The organism is Bacillus sp. FSL E2-8868, assembly GCF_038005505.1.
Lineage (GTDB): Bacteria > Bacillota > Bacilli > Bacillales > Bacillaceae_G > Bacillus_A > Bacillus_A mycoides.
This window is the reverse complement of sequence record NZ_JBBOTI010000001.1, coordinates 1,222,107-1,236,823: the sequence shown is the minus strand read 5'-3', so window position 1 is coordinate 1,236,823 and position 14,717 is coordinate 1,222,107. Positions and strand designations below refer to the sequence as shown.

The window sequence follows — 14,717 nt, the reverse complement described above, 5'->3', positions numbered from 1 at the left end:
CCGCCTTTTTACTCTTTCAATCGAATAATACGTTGATTGGAGCTTCCGCGAAATGGAAGTGTTAAATCTTTTTTCTCGATTTCAAATCTTCCATCGACTAAAACATCCCCATACTGTAACAACTCTATCATATCATTATTTCGAGAACTCTGTATCTCTTCTAACGTATAACCTGTATACATCCATAGATTTTTTTTCAAATCTTTCACAGCTTTTGCTACTTTTTTCACTTCAGCAGCTTGGAAGAATGGATCTCCACCTGAAAATGTTACATCTGTTAATGAATTACTTTCAATCTCTTTCACAATTTCTTCTACCGTCATTTCAGTTCCATTGCAAACATTCCAAGATTTCGGGTTATGGCACCCGAAACAACGATGCGGACAGCCCGCAAAAAACACGACTGTCCGCAACCCTTCTCCATCTACTACACTATCATGAATGATATTCATAACTTTCATTTATGCTTCACCCGATCCATCTCTTCACTACGTTTCGCACTATTCCACTTCGACATATCTCCTACAAGATAGCCCGTTATACGGCGAATTCTTTCTATATTAGCCTCATCTTCATTTCCACAGCTTGGACATTCATTCCCAATAACTCCGTGATAACTACAGCACTTACAACGATCAACAGGATGATTTATTGAACCGTACCCAACGCCATTCTCTGCCATCGCTTGCACAATTTGCTTTAATGCCTTTTTGTTATGCATAGCTGCTCCGTCTAGTTCAATATACGTAATATGTCCCCCGTTACATAGGGCATGGAAAGGTCCTTCTAAACGAATTTTATTTATCGCTTGAATGTTATAATAAACTGGAATATGGAATGAATTCGTATAGTAATTATGGTTCGTTATACCGCTAATCTCACCAAATTCTTCTCTATCTTTTTTCACAAACTTACCTGATAAACCTTCTGCAGGCGTTGCAATTACAGAGAAATTGAGTTGATGTTCTTCCATCGCCTTATCCATGCTCTCTCTCATAAAGGAAATAATTTCATATCCAAGCTTCCACGATTCTTCATTTTCTCCATGATGCTTTCCAGTTAACGCTACTAAACATTCTGCAAGACCGATAAAACCAAGACTTAACGTCCCTTGTTTTAAAATCGGTGCCACAGCATCTTCAGGTTGTAACGTCTCTCCACCACGCCATACACCTTGTGAATATAAGAACTGAAAATCTCTTGCTCTCTTTGTACATTGATAAGCAAATCTCTCTAATAATTGCTTAACGCCTAAATCTAAATAATAACTTAGCGCTTCAAAAAACGCTTCTTTTGAACCACTAATTAGCGCTAATTTCACTAAATTAATAGAAGTAAACGATAAATTCCCTCTTCCAATTGCTGTTTCTTCCCCATGTATATTAGACATAACACGAGTACGGCACCCCATATAACATACTTCACTTTCAGGTCGACCATCATAATGCACAGCATTAAACGGAGCATCTAAAAACGAAAAGTTAGGGAATAATCGCTCAGCGGTCGTTTCTAACGCTAATTCAAATAAATCATAGTTCGGATCACACTCTTCAAAGTTCACGCCTTTTTTCATTTTGAAAATTTGAATAGGAAAAATCGGTGTTTCCCCTTTACCAAGTCCAGCTTGCGTCGCTTTTAAAAGTTGCTTAATTAAAAGTCTTCCCTCTTTCGATGTGTCTGTTCCGTAGTTAATAGAAATAAATGGTACTTGTCCCCCGCCCCTACTATGCATACTATTTGAATTATGAACGAAAGCCTCACACGCCTGATACGTATCATTTTCTGTCTCTTTCCATGCAAATTCCTCTATTTGTTCTTTCGTAAGCGGATATGACTGTAGTCGTTTTTTATGTCTCTTTACTGTTTTTCTCACATATGGAGCTAAATCAATATCAAAGAGTGCAAACGATTGACCACCGTGCTGCATATTTTGATTCGCCTGAAAAATAATTGAAGAAAGCGCCAACGCACTTTTAATGTCTTGCGGTTGTCTCATATGTCCATGTCCAGTATGAAAACCGTTAGCTAGCATTTGCGCTAACGGAATTTGCGAACAAGTCGTCGTTCCTGTTGCATAAAAATCTAAATCATGTGGATATAATATATTTTGATCTATCGCTTTTTTCACTTGATCTGATAATAATTTTTCTACTGCATAATACTTTGCGCTCTCAGATGCGAACGTTCCCATTACTCCCATTGGAGATCGACCATCTACATTTGCATTTTCCTGCATTAAATCTTGTTCATTACCGTGGATAATTGTCTCAAATACTTTCATTAATTCTTCTCCACGTACATTTTGTTTCAACATTCATAACCCTCCACCAACATGTTGTTGTCTTTTGATTAAAATCATACAACATATAGTTCTTCTGTTCCTGTGAAAAATGTAACATTCCTGTGAAAGTTTTTTTAAAAATTAATGACTTTTTCATTTATAAAAAAGAAATGTGCTCTTTACAAATGTATGGTACAATAAATGGGAAAAACTCTTTTTACCCTTTATCAACACATTTGTATAAAGGAGACTGAACTCATGGTTATTACATATCTTTTATTTATCGTTGCCTATCTACTCGGTTCGATTCCATTTGCATTAGTCGTTGGAAAAATTGGTTATGGAATCGACATTCGTGAGCATGGAAGCGGTAATCTAGGCGGAACAAATACATTCCGTACATTAGGGAAAAAAGCAGGTTTTATCGTAACAATTGCTGACATTTTAAAAGGTACATTAGCAACAGGTCTACCGATTATTTTCGGGTCAGATATTCACCCACTATGGTTTGGATTAGCCGCTGTTCTTGGACATGTCTATCCGATCTTCGCAAAATTCCGCGGGGGGAAAGCAGTTGCAACTTCTGCTGGGGTGCTATTATGCTATTCACCAGTTGTTTTTGCAATATTAGCTGTTGTCTTTTTCAGCCTTTTATTTACAACAAGATACGTATCACTTTCTTCTATGATAACAGCTGTCGTTGCTGTTATTGCATCCATTGTTAGCGGGGATAAAATCTTCATTATTGCGATGTGTTTATTAGCAGGTATGGTTATTTATAAACACCGTGCAAATATCGGACGAATTATAAATAAAACTGAACCAAAAGCAAACTTTTCAAAAAAGCAAAAATAAGATCGTAACCCACATAACGCAAAAAGAAAACGTGAAGCATATTAATAGCGTCTTTTTGCGTTATTTTTTATACTAAAAGAAAAAGCAACATAATTTGGAGGAACTATACATGAATCTTTCCGTAACAAAAGAAGCAGCACAATGGTATAAAAACGAATTAAACTTACAATCGGGTGAAACAATACGCCTTTTCGTACAATACGGCGGTTGCAGTACTGTGCAAAAAGGACTTTCTTTAGGTATTCGTAAAGATGACCCTGCGCACCCTGCTGTTCAAACTCAAGAAGAAGGTATTAACTTCTTTATTGAAGGCGATGATGAGTGGTTCTTCGATGGACATAATTTATTAGTTACACTTAACGACGGTGATGATTTCCCTCAATTTAATTATGAAAAATAAAAAAGCGTGGCTTCTGCCACGCTTTTTTTATCCCGCTATTTGCGGGTAGTAAGACCCCCACTGATTAAAGTTTCACTTTATTTCTTTTTAATTTCCTCATATTTCGCATACCACTCAGGATATAATTTTTTAAATGATACAGGGCGGAAACCTTCTTTTTTCGCACAAATATTCGTCGTGCTTGCAGTAATACAAAGTTCGCCATCACTATTATAAATTTCATATCCATATACAACGCGGAGCGGGCTCACAGTATCAACCCACGTTTTCACAATAGCTTTTTCGCCGTAACGCATCGCTTTACGATATGAAATTTGCAAGTCTAATACAGGAGAAATAATTCCCTCTTTCTCCATTTCAACATATGAAAATCCTAATTCTTGTATAAGTTTAGTGCGCCCAAGTTCCAGCCACACTAAATAGTTTGAATGGTAAACAACACCCATCTGGTCTGTTTCCGCATAGCGGATTTCAACTTCATGTTCTGCTACAAACATTTCTATTCGCCTTCTTTCACTTCTGCTACCTTGCATACATTTAATCATAATACAGTGGAATCAAAAATAAAATAAAAACAGTGAATCTTTTACCGAAAGGGGCAAGCACATGATCCAAATTGTAACTGTTCGTAGCGGTGATAGTGTTTATGGTTTAGCATCAAAGTACGGATCTACACCTGAAGAAATTGTAAAAGACAATGGACTAAATCCAGCTGAAACACTCGTTGTTGGTCAGGCACTTATCGTTAATACAAAAGGCAATAATTATTATGTACAGCCAGGTGACAGCCTTTATCGAATTTCTCAAACGTATAACGTCCCTCTCGCCAGTTTAGCTAAAGTTAATAACCTTTCATTAAAATCTATTCTCCATGTCGGACAGCAATTATATATACCGAAAGGAACAAAACGAGCAGTAGAATCCATTGCTTATTTACAGCCTTCAACAATACCGATAAAAGAAAGTTTAGTAAATGCTACACGTGCTATTAATCCATTTTTAACATATTTAGCCTACTTCAGCTTTGAAGCAAAAAGAGACGGCACTTTAAAAGAACCGACGGAAACAGCGAAAATCGCTAATATTGCAACGCAAGGTAACACCATCCCTATGCTCGTTATTACAAATATTGAAAATGGAAATTTCAGTGCCGATCTGACCTCGGTTATTTTACGCGATGCAACAATTCAAAACAAGTTTATTACTAACATTTTGCAAACAGCTGAAAAATATGGCATGCGAGACATTCATTTCGATTTCGAGAGTGTGGCACCTGAAGATCGCGAAGCGTATAATCGTTTTTTACGAAATGTGAAAACACGCTTACCTAGCGGGTACACATTAAGTACAACACTTGTACCGAAAACGAGCTCAAATCAAAAAGGGAAATTTTTTGAGGCTCACGATTATAAAGCACAAGGACAAATTGTAGATTTCGTCGTCATTATGACATACGACTGGGGTTGGCAAGGTGGACCACCGATGGCGATTTCCCCTATTGGTCCTGTAAAAGAAGTACTTCAATATGCAAAATCTCAAATGCCTCCACAAAAAATTATGATGGGGCAAAATTTATATGGATTTGATTGGAAACTTCCTTTCAAACAAGGGAATCCACCCGCAAAAGCAGTTAGCTCTGTCGCAGCTGTTGCACTTGCTCGTAAATACAATGTTCCTATCCGCTATGATTTCACAGCCCAAGCTCCACATTTTAATTACTTTGATGAAAACGGCGTACAACACGAGGTTTGGTTTGAAGATTCGAGGTCTATTCAAAGTAAATTCAATTTAATGAAAGAACAAGGCATTGGCGGTATTAGTTACTGGAAGATTGGTCTACCATTCCCACAAAATTGGCGTTTACTCGTTGAAAACTTTACAATTACGAAAAAAGGCTGACGAAAGTCAGCTTTTTAAATATTTTTATAATATTATCCAAACACACAAAAAGGAGAATGATGACATTCTCCTTTTTTTAACCGTTATCAACAATTGGTTGTTTGCCAGTTTGGTCTTGCATTTGCTTCCCTTTATTGCCACCAGCTTTTTTCGATTGTGTTCCAATTTGATTTGGTGCAAAGTCTTTTGAATTCTTTTTCGGATTACCCATTACTATCGCCTCCTTAACACTAGTATCGTACTAGTGTTAAGAATTATTCAGCCTGCTTAAAAAGTTTCATTTCATAACGTTTTTCAATTCGTTTTTCAATTCGATCCATTGCATCACGATCGCTTAATAATTGTTGTTTATTTTCATTTACAAGTTCTTCAAACGATCTACGGCGACTTCTTCTCATGTTGCTCACCCTTTCTTCTACGCTTTCTTATTACATAGTATGAGCAAATGAAAAACTCTTTAATCAGATTTGCAAGAAAATTTTATGTTTTGATAAAAAATCCCATGCGCATATATTGCACATGGGATTTTTTACGCCATCGTATTTAAATATTTTTTAATTTCTTCATCCGCATTTACTTTATTTGCTCTATATTCATCCAGCGCTCGTAATACAGAATCGTATTCTGCTACAATGTAGCTCTCTAGCTTCAAAATGTCCTCTACACTGTCAATCATAATTCTCGTGTTGCCAATCTCACTTTTCAATGCTGCCTCGTATGTTAAGCTCGTACAAATTCCTCTTACATCGTCTTCCATTTTTTCTGTTAACACATATTTCTTTCGCCCTTTGACCTTTAACCTTATAATTGGGTAAAAGGCTTTTATATCTAAATAACTCCCAACATTCATACAACGAATCCACTCAATATCACGTTTATTTCGTACAAGCATTTCTTTTACTGCTTCAAATACCGCTGTTTCATCAAGTACTTCCTTATTCGCTTTTCTTTTTCCTTCTTCTTCAACCGCTGCACATTTTTGATAAACAGCCGCACACGTAATACAGTCGTCAAATGCATTATGAGAACTTAATCGAATTCCAAGCATTCGTTTTAACGTTTCAAGTTTATGATTAGGCGCATGCTTCATATATTTTTTCGCTAAAAACACAGTATCAATAACGTTATTTTTAGGCTCAGGTAGTCCAAGCATATTTACATTACTTTTTAAAAAACGCATATCAAAAGATGCATTATGAGCGACAATAACCTTTGTATGTAAAAATGCTAAAAATAAAGGTAATACTTCTTCAATCGTCGGTGCATCTGAAACACGATAATTTGTAATACCTGTTAAACTTGTTATTCGGTCCGGAATTGAACGCTCTGGATTCACATAGGAAACAAATTGATCTACTAGTTCATGATTATGATATTTCACTGCTGCGACTTGAATAATTTTATCATTATAAGGGTTAAATCCTGTTGTTTCAAAATCAATTACAACATAATCTAACGGTAAGGATATATTCCCCACTCCAAACACTCCTTTACCTCTAAACGTTTATATTTCTTTTATCATAACATGCTGCTATCACTACGTGAAAAAGAAAAGGCAGAAATGGTAACTTTCCACCTCTACCTTTTCACCGTTATTTTAATTTAGCAATCCGTTTCTCCATCTCTTTTTGCGTCATCGGTCCAATGAACTTATCTTGAATGACACCTTCTGTATCAATAAAATAAGAAGTTGGAATGGTAATTACTTTATACGCTGTTGTCACATCAATGTTCTTGTCCAATAAAATAGGAAAAGTAATTCCTTTTTCTTTAGCGAAGTTCCTTACCTTTTCTTCTCCCCCTCCTTTTTCTGAAGGAGTATAGTTTATAGCTAAAATTTCTACGTTTTCTTTATGTTCTTTATAAAAGGCCTCCATATCAGGCATTTCTTGCTGACAAGGCCCACACCACGTTGCCCAAAAGTTTAAAATAACTTTCTTTCCTTTTAAATTGGATAACTTTACATTCGTTCCATCTATCTTTGCTAATTCAAAATCTGGTGCGCTCTTTCCAATTTCAATACCGTTCCTTGCGAAAATCTCTTTCATAGCAGCTTCACTTTTGGCAGGCTTTTCTTGCATTACTTGATCCTCTTTACCAAACTGTTCATAAGCTGCATATCCCGCTAAACAAAGTAACACTACAATAATGGTAAGCTTCCGCCACATATTATATCACCCTTACGTGTTTATCTTCTTATTACATAATCACCAAAATACTATATACCTTATTTTAGCTTATACGGACAAGCTTGGAAATATTCACAGTCGAAATAGTTAGAATATTTATAGTCCGGATGAAATATTTCCCTTTTTATCATATAATTAGAAATAAATACAAAACTTGCGAGGTGATATGTATTTTACAATTACTTATCAACCCTTTCACTTTTGTTTTTTTCACTTTACCATTATTATGTATTTTTTTTAGCACCTTACTATACAAATTCAAATGGGCTGTAATTATTATTTCTTTTACTGTTCCACTTATATTTTTCATTATCGTCTCGGGATTTGATATACACCTAGTTTTACAAAACTTAGACGCTTGGATTGTTTATAGTGCTGTTTATTCTGTACTTTCCTACATAACGCCAGCGCTAATACGAAGAAAACTGCACATGTAGAACTTTCAAAAAGGGGGATTTTTATGAATCTATTTGAAAAAATACTATTATATATTCTTAGTTTTATATTTTCCCCAATCGGGATTATCACTTGGATCATCTCGCTCTTCAGTAAAGATCCTGAAAAAAAGCAAGTTGGGCGTATTTGTCTCTTTATCGCTTTAATCTCATTTATCCTTTTAGCCGGTCTCGGTATTCTTAGTTTCTTCACGATGACTACCACTACTATACAATAGTTATAGAAAGGATGATTATTTTGGGAGAACATCCTATAAGTAAAGAACTTCGCTATATACGAATATGTTTAGTTGTTTTAGTAATCGTTCTTTTATTTTTCAACGGTGAAAGAGTTGTTGAAATTTCTACAAATCATGATGCCGTAGAAAACGTTTCAACCAGTAATATGACACAGATTGCTGAAAATACATTTGCTATTCAAGAATATAATCCATCACTAAGTAGCGAACATACAGTCAAAATTTTCAAATATAATCCGGATACAAATCAACTTACTCTAGTCAAAGAGTTTAGCACTAACGATACTGAGTCTTATACGTATCAACTTAATAAGAGTGAATAAAGATAAGAGCGCTATATAGCTCTTATCTTTTTATTAGCATCTCTTTAAACAATGACTTACACGTTAATAATTCTCTAGGATCCCCGCATTCCACAACAATTCCATTCTTCATGACCACAACTCGATCCGCTATCATCGCCCTCTCAACATCATGTGTCGTCACAATTCTCGTTACATTCCCCCCTAGCCCTTTAAGCATATTCCAAACCACTTCTTGATTGCTCAGATCTAATCCCGCAGTCTGTTCATCTAGAATAATGAGATTCGGATTTGATACAATCGCTCGCAATAACGCAAGACGCTTTCTCTCTCCTCCCGAAAACTCTTCACCGCTTTTATGTAGTACAGTCTGAATCCCTTTAGATAAACTCCTAATAATTGACTTCGCATTTACAAGTTCAATATTTTTTTCTAACTGTTTTTCTAAGACCCCTTCCCCAAAATACATATTCTCTTTTACTGTCGTCCGAAAAAAACGAGGTTCCTGCCATATGGTAGTCATACGAGCTTTATTACCGTAATAAGCAATACTACCATTAGATGGTTTATATAAACCCGTGATTAATTTTAAAAGCGTCGTTTTTCCTGCACCACTTTCCCCCACAATAATAACGAGTTCGCCAGGATTAATTTGCAAATGTATATTTTTAATTCTACATCTCTCTTCACCCTTCTCTTGAAATGAAACGTTTGTTAATTTCATTCCCATCGCTCTTTCTACATTTCTGTATTCAGCCGGTATATCTAAAAAGCCAAAAACTCGATTTGCCGAAGCAATAGCAACTTGTGTCATCATTAATAAATCACTTGCATAACGAACAGGAAAAAATAACATCTCAATTGTAGCTAATACCGCCACAAGCGAACCGACTTCCATATCCCCTTTTATTATTTTTTTTGCTCCTATAATAAGAACAACTATATATGCTCCTGTTTCTATTACCGTTCCAACTATCCCAATACAATGTTGTATCATCGTCTTCCTTACTTCTGTTTTATAAGATTGTGCCGTCACTCCTTTAAACAAATGAATTGCCCATTTTTCTTTTTGTAAACTACGTAAATCTTGTATACCTTTTACAAACTGTGACATCATCTCTACAACACTTGATTGATTTTTTTGAGCAATACTTGCAATATTTCTTACTTTTCCCCCCATAAGCATTGGAACAATTGCACTTAAAAATAAAAACGGGGTTATCCACCATATGAACTGTACATCGATATGTTGTAGAGCTATGAACGCACCAATAAATTGTGCAATGGCGTGGATGTATTCTATTAATATAGATCCATATAACCTTACCCAATTCGGAATATTAGAAACGACTAATGTTTCTAACTCCCCTTGTTTTACCTTCTCACTTTCTTCAAACGGTAATAAGAAAAAATGACGTAATACATCTATACGCTTCTCTCGTAATATTCGTTGACTTACTTTTGAGCTTACATAATCAAATAACAGATTGTTCACCCACATCAAAAAGCGACTCCCCGCAAACAAAGCAATATATACATACGTACCTTTTAACTCCCGCTGAATAATGTTATCTACAATTAGCCCCATAAATAGCGGACGGGATAAATTTAAAATGGCAGCTACTATTCCGCTACAAATCGCACTAATTAGCAATAGCTTTTCTTGCAACAGCGGCAACATTATTCTTCTATACTCATTCATTGTCATTCCCCCAATTTTGCATAATAAAAGGAAAGGGATGAAACCAAATGGTTTCATCCCTTTCCCTCTGTACATAAAGTAAGGAAGCTAACAAATGTTAGCTTCCTTATCATTCATTTCAATTATTTAGTTTGACACTTTAGACTCTTCGATTTTCGAACGAAGAACCATTTGCAAGATACCACCGTGACGGTAGTAGTCAATTTCAACTTCACTATCGAAACGAGCTACTACTTCAAATTGCTTCTCTTTTCCTTCTGCATCGATTGCAACTACTTTTACAAGATCGCGTGGTCTAACCGTTTTGTCAATTTGAATTTCAAATGACTCGTCACCAACAAGACCTAATGTTTCAGCACTGTCGCCATCTTTAAATTGTAATGGTAATACGCCCATTAACACTAAGTTACTGCGGTGAATACGCTCGAAGCTTTCTGCGATTACTGCTTTAATACCTAATAAGTTTGTACCTTTCGCAGCCCAGTCACGAGAACTTCCCATACCGTAGTCTTTACCAGCAACAACTAGAAGGCCTGTGCCATCTTCTTTATACTTCATAGCAGCATCATAGATAGATGTTACTTCACCAGTTGGCCAATATGTTGTATATCCGCCTTCTGTTCCTGGTGCGATTTGGTTTTTAATACGGATGTTTGCGAATGTACCACGCATCATAACTTCATGGTTACCACGACGAGAACCGTAAGAGTTAAAGTCAACTGGTTGTACGCCGTTTTCTAGTAAATAACGTCCAGCTGGCGTGTGCTTACCAATTGAACCTGCTGGTGAAATGTGGTCTGTTGTTACAGAATCACCAAATTTACCAACTATGCGTAAACCTGATAACGTTTCAACTTCACCCGGCTCTTTAGATAATCCTTCGAAGAACGGTGGGTTTTGAATGTATGTTGAATCATTATCCCAAGTATATAAAGCTTCATTTGAAGTTTGGATTTCATTCCAGCGCTCATTGCTGTTAAATACTTGTGCATATTCTTTTTTGAACAATTCAGATGTAACAACACTTTGAACTACATCTTCAATTTCTTTAGCTGCTGGCCAAATATCATTAAAGTAAACAGCATTACCATTTACATCTTTACCGATTTCATCATTTTTCAGGTCAATATCAACAGTACCTGCAAGTGCATATGCCACAACAAGTGGTGGTGATGCTAAGTAGTTTGCTTTTACAAGTGGATGAATACGACCTTCAAAGTTACGGTTACCAGATAAAACAGATGTTACTAATAAATCATTTGCTGCGATTGCTTCTTCTAATTCCTCTGCTAATGGACCAGAGTTACCGATACAAGTCGTACAGCCGTAACCAACTGTTTGGAAACCTAATTGATCTAAATACGTTGTTAAACCAGACTTATCTAAGTACTCTGTAACAACTTTAGATCCTGGTGCTAACGATGTTTTTACGTAACCAGGTACTTTAAGTCCCTTTTCAATTGCTTTCTTCGCAACTAACCCTGCTCCAATTAACACGTACGGATTTGACGTATTTGTACAGCTTGTAATTGCAGCGATTGCAATTCCACCTGTTTTCATCGTTACTTCTTGATCTTTCAATGTAACTTTCACTTCTTTATCAAACTCTTGCTCATTGAATCCAAGTCCTTGTGTTCCAACTGGTGCTACAACAGCTTTATGGAACTCCTCTTTCATATTTGAAAGCGGGATTAAATCTTGCGGACGTTTCGGTCCAGAAAGGTTAGATTCGATTGTATTTAAATCAATTTCAACAAGATCAGTATAGATTGGATCTTTACTATCTGCTGTATAGAATAAACCGTTTGCTTTACAATATTCTTCAACAATGCGAATTTGCTCTTCATCTCTACCTGTTAAACGTAAGTATTCTAATGAAATATCGTCGATTGGGAAGAATCCACAAGTTGCACCGTATTCTGGTGCCATATTTGAAATTGTTGCACGGTCAGCTAAAGGCATGCTCTTTAGTCCACTACCGAAGAACTCAACAAATTTACCAACTACACCTTTTTGACGTAACACTTGTGTTACTTTTAATGCAACATCAGTTGCTGTTGTACCACTTGGAAGTGTACCAGTTAATTTCACACCGATTACTTCAGGTACTGGGAAATATGAAGGCTGTCCAAGCATTCCTGCTTCTGCTTCAATACCACCAACGCCCCATCCAAGAACACCAATACCATTAATCATTGTTGTATGTGAGTCAGTTCCAACTAATGAATCTGGGTATGCAACTAAGTCACCTTCAGCATTTTTCACCGCATGAACAACCGGTGCTAAATATTCAAGATTTACTTGGTGTACAATACCTGTTGCTGGTGGAACTGCACGGTAGTTATCAAATGATTTCTGTGCCCAGCTTAAAAATTTATAACGTTCTTCATTACGTTTAAACTCTAAGTCCATGTTGAATGCAAGCGAGTCCGCTGTACCCGCTCTATCAACCTGTACAGAGTGGTCAATTACAAGGTCTACAGTAATTTCTGGATTAATTTTATCAGGATCTCCGCCCATATCTGCCATTGCTTTACGAAGCGAAGCCAAATCTACAACAGCTGGAACACCTGTGAAGTCTTGTAAGATTACGCGAGATGGTTTAAACGGAACATCGATATCTTGAACATCTTTCGTTCCCCATTTCGCTAAATTTGTAACATGTTCTTCTGTAATTACGCGTCCGTCTACTTGACGAAGTACAGATTCAAGTAAAACTTTCACGGAATATGGTAATTGAGATACGTTGCCAACCCCTGCGTTTTCAAGCGCTTTCAATTGATAATAATGATACGTCTTTCCATCTAGTTCAAAAGTTGCACGTGATTGAAATGGATTATGTTTGACCATTATGTTTCCCCCCTGTTAAACGTGACTAATTTGTCTGAATATAAAATGTAGACAAACTTTTCAATACCTTACGATAATATCTTATTACAACTTTCTAAATAAGTAAATAATAAGAAACTTATGGATTATCATAAGTTTTCTTTATCTTTCTAAATTTGAATAGTGTCCATGCTCTTTATTAATACTATTACTATAAAGTAAAGCACTCTTTCAGCGTTTTACTTTACGTTCATATATGCTATGAACGACTCATGGTTCGTCTATAAAAAACATTATAGAGGTGAGAAAAATGGGTAAAAGAAAAGCCAATCATATTATTTCAGGAATGAATGCTGCATCCGCCCAAGGGCAAGGAACTGGCTATAATGAAGAGTTCGCAAATGAACCTTTAACTCCGGCAGAGCGACAAAATAATAAAAAACGAAAAAAGAATCAGTAACGAAAAATCCCAAAAGGTATACCTTTTGGGATTTTCTCTAATGTTTATAACGTAACAACTCCGAAACTGTTACAAATCGATAACCCTGCTTTTTCAGCTCAGGTAAAATTTTTGCTAATGCCGCCACTGTTTGACTACGATCACTTCCTCCATCGTGCAACAGTACAATATCTCCACTTTTAGCATTTTTCACAACATGATTTACTATGGATTCTGTACCTGGATTCGCCCAATCACGAGGGTCTTGATGCCATGACCATAGAACAATTTGATACCCAGCTCTTTTTGCCGTAGTAAATACAGCATCATTAATATATCCACCTGGTGGACGGAACAATAAAGGTTCTTTCACCCATTTTTCAAAATATTTCTTTCCATTTAAAATATCATGTTCTAATTTTTCATCTGATGAATTACTCGCATACAAATGATTCATCGTATGATTTCCGATTTCATGCCCTTCTTTCAACACTTGCTTTACTAAGTACGGATTACGCTGAACTCGAAAGCCAATCATAAAAAAAGTCGCTTCCGCTTTATATTGACGTAATAACTCTAATACTTGCGGTGTATAAGTTGGGTCCGGTCCATCATCAAATGTAATTGCGATAATTTTTTCATTATTTGGCACTTCCCATGTTACATAGCCAGTTGGCTCTAGCTCTTTTCTTAACAACATTTTAGCTTCCACTTTGTCCACTTGAAATATATGTACTGCACAAATTAAAGAAAAAATTGATAGAATAATTTTTCGTTTCAGCATAGTAGCACTAAAAGTAATGAGGTTGTTGAATTCACAACAACCTTTTTCACTTTTCTATTTGATCTACATTTCGCATAATATTTTGGAGATTACTTTCATATTGCTCAAGTTGTGGACGCTGCGTTTCTGATGCTACTTCAAGTGCATTTTGAATCTGTTCGTACGCCTCTTGCACTTCTTGGCGTAACTCTTTTAAATCATGGCCGTAATTCGGGTCATTTTTCACAATATTATTGAATATATTTTCGGCTTGAACAACCCCTTGCTGCGCAGCCTGAAAAGCCTGTTGCTTATCTTTATGATATGGCATAACACTTTCCCCTTCCTATATGAGTTAGTCCTA

17 protein-coding genes are annotated in these 14,717 nt (G+C 36.1%); 6 read left to right on the top strand and 11 right to left on the bottom strand.

Going from position 1 to position 14,717, the window contains the following annotated elements; genetic code table 11:
• Window positions 1-8: 8 nt before the first annotated feature.
• Window positions 9-461, bottom strand: coding sequence for an anaerobic ribonucleoside-triphosphate reductase activating protein (nrdG, locus tag NSS74_RS06560; RefSeq protein ID WP_002137702.1), 453 nt, complete (start codon window positions 459-461; stop codon window positions 9-11).
• The gene (locus NSS74_RS06555; protein ID WP_002033560.1) at window positions 458-2,314 is read right to left on the bottom strand and encodes an anaerobic ribonucleoside triphosphate reductase; all 1,857 of its coding nucleotides are present in this window, start codon (window positions 2,312-2,314) and stop codon (window positions 458-460) included. Before NSS74_RS06555 ends, nrdG begins: the two co-directional genes overlap by 4 nt.
• A 225-nt stretch (window positions 2,315-2,539) precedes the next feature.
• Between NSS74_RS06555 and plsY the strand changes: the two genes are divergently transcribed.
• Both plsY and NSS74_RS06545 read left to right on the top strand, forming a co-directional pair.
• Window positions 2,540-3,136 (top strand): glycerol-3-phosphate 1-O-acyltransferase PlsY, encoded by a 597-nt coding sequence (gene plsY, locus NSS74_RS06550; protein WP_002014306.1) that lies wholly within the window; start codon window positions 2,540-2,542, stop codon window positions 3,134-3,136.
• A gap of 109 nt (window positions 3,137-3,245) precedes the next feature.
• The gene (locus NSS74_RS06545) at window positions 3,246-3,536 is read left to right on the top strand and encodes a HesB/YadR/YfhF family protein (RefSeq protein WP_002033558.1); all 291 of its coding nucleotides are present in this window, start codon (window positions 3,246-3,248) and stop codon (window positions 3,534-3,536) included.
• A 77-nt stretch (window positions 3,537-3,613) separates the two neighbouring features.
• Here NSS74_RS06545 and NSS74_RS06540 read toward each other — a convergent pair whose 3' ends face one another.
• Entirely contained in the window at window positions 3,614-4,033 is a 420-nt protein-coding gene (locus NSS74_RS06540) for an acyl-CoA thioesterase (RefSeq protein ID WP_002142699.1), read from the bottom strand.
• Between the two features lie 109 nt (window positions 4,034-4,142).
• Between NSS74_RS06540 and NSS74_RS06535 the strand changes: the two genes are divergently transcribed.
• A complete protein-coding gene (locus NSS74_RS06535) occupies window positions 4,143-5,435 on the top strand; it encodes a glycosyl hydrolase family 18 protein (RefSeq protein WP_002066644.1) in 1,293 nt (430 codons plus the stop codon).
• 76 nt (window positions 5,436-5,511) lie between these two features.
• On the opposite strand, the gene sspN is transcribed toward NSS74_RS06535, so the two are convergent.
• The 4 genes from sspN to NSS74_RS06515 all read right to left on the bottom strand — a co-directional run bounded on the left by sspN (window position 5,512) and on the right by NSS74_RS06515 (window position 7,603).
• Window positions 5,512-5,646 (bottom strand): acid-soluble spore protein SspN, encoded by a 135-nt coding sequence (gene sspN, locus NSS74_RS06530; RefSeq protein WP_000527988.1) that lies wholly within the window; start codon window positions 5,644-5,646, stop codon window positions 5,512-5,514.
• Window positions 5,647-5,689: 43 nt separating this feature from the next.
• Window positions 5,690-5,833, bottom strand: coding sequence for an FbpB family small basic protein (locus tag NSS74_RS06525; protein ID WP_002014298.1), 144 nt, complete (start codon window positions 5,831-5,833; stop codon window positions 5,690-5,692).
• Between the two features lie 131 nt (window positions 5,834-5,964).
• Window positions 5,965-6,912, bottom strand: coding sequence for a 3'-5' exonuclease (locus NSS74_RS06520; protein ID WP_002142702.1), 948 nt, complete (start codon window positions 6,910-6,912; stop codon window positions 5,965-5,967).
• 115 nt (window positions 6,913-7,027) lie between these two features.
• Window positions 7,028-7,603, bottom strand: coding sequence for a TlpA family protein disulfide reductase (locus tag NSS74_RS06515; protein ID WP_002128499.1), 576 nt, complete (start codon window positions 7,601-7,603; stop codon window positions 7,028-7,030).
• 481 nt (window positions 7,604-8,084) lie between these two features.
• Between NSS74_RS06515 and NSS74_RS06510 the strand changes: the two genes are divergently transcribed.
• Window positions 8,085-8,297 carry a hypothetical protein gene (locus NSS74_RS06510; protein ID WP_002033553.1) on the top strand — a complete coding sequence of 71 codons (213 nt, stop codon included), beginning with the start codon at window positions 8,085-8,087 and terminating at the stop codon, window positions 8,295-8,297.
• Between the two features lie 11 nt (window positions 8,298-8,308).
• On the top strand, window positions 8,309-8,641 hold the full coding sequence (locus NSS74_RS06505; RefSeq protein WP_002076849.1) for a YmzC family protein: 333 nt from the start codon (window positions 8,309-8,311) through the stop codon (window positions 8,639-8,641).
• 22 nt (window positions 8,642-8,663) lie between these two features.
• On the opposite strand, the gene NSS74_RS06500 is transcribed toward NSS74_RS06505, so the two are convergent.
• Together NSS74_RS06500 and acnA are read right to left on the bottom strand one after the other, a co-directional pair.
• Window positions 8,664-10,379 carry an ABC transporter ATP-binding protein gene (locus NSS74_RS06500; protein ID WP_002142705.1) on the bottom strand — a complete coding sequence of 572 codons (1,716 nt, stop codon included), beginning with the start codon at window positions 10,377-10,379 and terminating at the stop codon, window positions 8,664-8,666.
• A gap of 69 nt (window positions 10,380-10,448) precedes the next feature.
• A complete protein-coding gene (acnA, locus tag NSS74_RS06495; RefSeq protein WP_002142707.1) occupies window positions 10,449-13,172 on the bottom strand; it encodes an aconitate hydratase AcnA in 2,724 nt (907 codons plus the stop codon).
• 289 nt (window positions 13,173-13,461) lie between these two features.
• Between acnA and sspO the strand changes: the two genes are divergently transcribed.
• Window positions 13,462-13,611, top strand: a complete 150-nt coding sequence (gene sspO, locus NSS74_RS06490; protein ID WP_002033549.1) for a small acid-soluble spore protein O — start codon at window positions 13,462-13,464, stop codon at window positions 13,609-13,611.
• A 37-nt stretch (window positions 13,612-13,648) separates the two neighbouring features.
• Here sspO and pdaB read toward each other — a convergent pair whose 3' ends face one another.
• Both pdaB and NSS74_RS06480 read right to left on the bottom strand, forming a co-directional pair.
• Window positions 13,649-14,374: a polysaccharide deacetylase family sporulation protein PdaB gene (gene pdaB / locus NSS74_RS06485; RefSeq protein ID WP_080019777.1), complete on the bottom strand. Its 726-nt coding sequence runs from the start codon at window positions 14,372-14,374 to the stop codon at window positions 13,649-13,651.
• Between the two features lie 46 nt (window positions 14,375-14,420).
• A complete protein-coding gene (locus NSS74_RS06480) occupies window positions 14,421-14,684 on the bottom strand; it encodes a hypothetical protein (RefSeq protein ID WP_002014282.1) in 264 nt (87 codons plus the stop codon).
• Window positions 14,685-14,717: the final 33 nt, after the last annotated feature.

Coding starts and splice junctions, on each gene's coding strand:
- nrdG (WP_002137702.1), bottom strand. CDS start 461: ATGAAAGTTATGAATATCATTCATGATAGTGTAGTAGATGGAGAAGGG.
- NSS74_RS06555 (WP_002033560.1), bottom strand. CDS start 2,314: ATGTTGAAACAAAATGTACGTGGAGAAGAATTAATGAAAGTATTTGAG.
- plsY (WP_002014306.1), top strand. CDS start 2,540: ATGGTTATTACATATCTTTTATTTATCGTTGCCTATCTACTCGGTTCG.
- NSS74_RS06545 (WP_002033558.1), top strand. CDS start 3,246: ATGAATCTTTCCGTAACAAAAGAAGCAGCACAATGGTATAAAAACGAA.
- NSS74_RS06540 (WP_002142699.1), bottom strand. CDS start 4,033: ATGTTTGTAGCAGAACATGAAGTTGAAATCCGCTATGCGGAAACAGAC.
- NSS74_RS06535 (WP_002066644.1), top strand. CDS start 4,143: ATGATCCAAATTGTAACTGTTCGTAGCGGTGATAGTGTTTATGGTTTA.
- sspN (WP_000527988.1), bottom strand. CDS start 5,646: ATGGGTAATCCGAAAAAGAATTCAAAAGACTTTGCACCAAATCAAATT.
- NSS74_RS06525 (WP_002014298.1), bottom strand. CDS start 5,833: ATGAGAAGAAGTCGCCGTAGATCGTTTGAAGAACTTGTAAATGAAAAT.
- NSS74_RS06515 (WP_002128499.1), bottom strand. CDS start 7,603: ATGTGGCGGAAGCTTACCATTATTGTAGTGTTACTTTGTTTAGCGGGA.
- NSS74_RS06510 (WP_002033553.1), top strand. CDS start 8,085: ATGAATCTATTTGAAAAAATACTATTATATATTCTTAGTTTTATATTT.
- NSS74_RS06505 (WP_002076849.1), top strand. CDS start 8,309: ATGATTATTTTGGGAGAACATCCTATAAGTAAAGAACTTCGCTATATA.
- NSS74_RS06500 (WP_002142705.1), bottom strand. CDS start 10,379: ATGAAACCATTTGGTTTCATCCCTTTCCTTTTATTATGCAAAATTGGG.
- acnA (WP_002142707.1), bottom strand. CDS start 13,172: ATGGTCAAACATAATCCATTTCAATCACGTGCAACTTTTGAACTAGAT.
- sspO (WP_002033549.1), top strand. CDS start 13,462: ATGGGTAAAAGAAAAGCCAATCATATTATTTCAGGAATGAATGCTGCA.
- pdaB (WP_080019777.1), bottom strand. CDS start 14,374: ATGCTGAAACGAAAAATTATTCTATCAATTTTTTCTTTAATTTGTGCA.
- NSS74_RS06480 (WP_002014282.1), bottom strand. CDS start 14,684: ATGCCATATCATAAAGATAAGCAACAGGCTTTTCAGGCTGCGCAGCAA.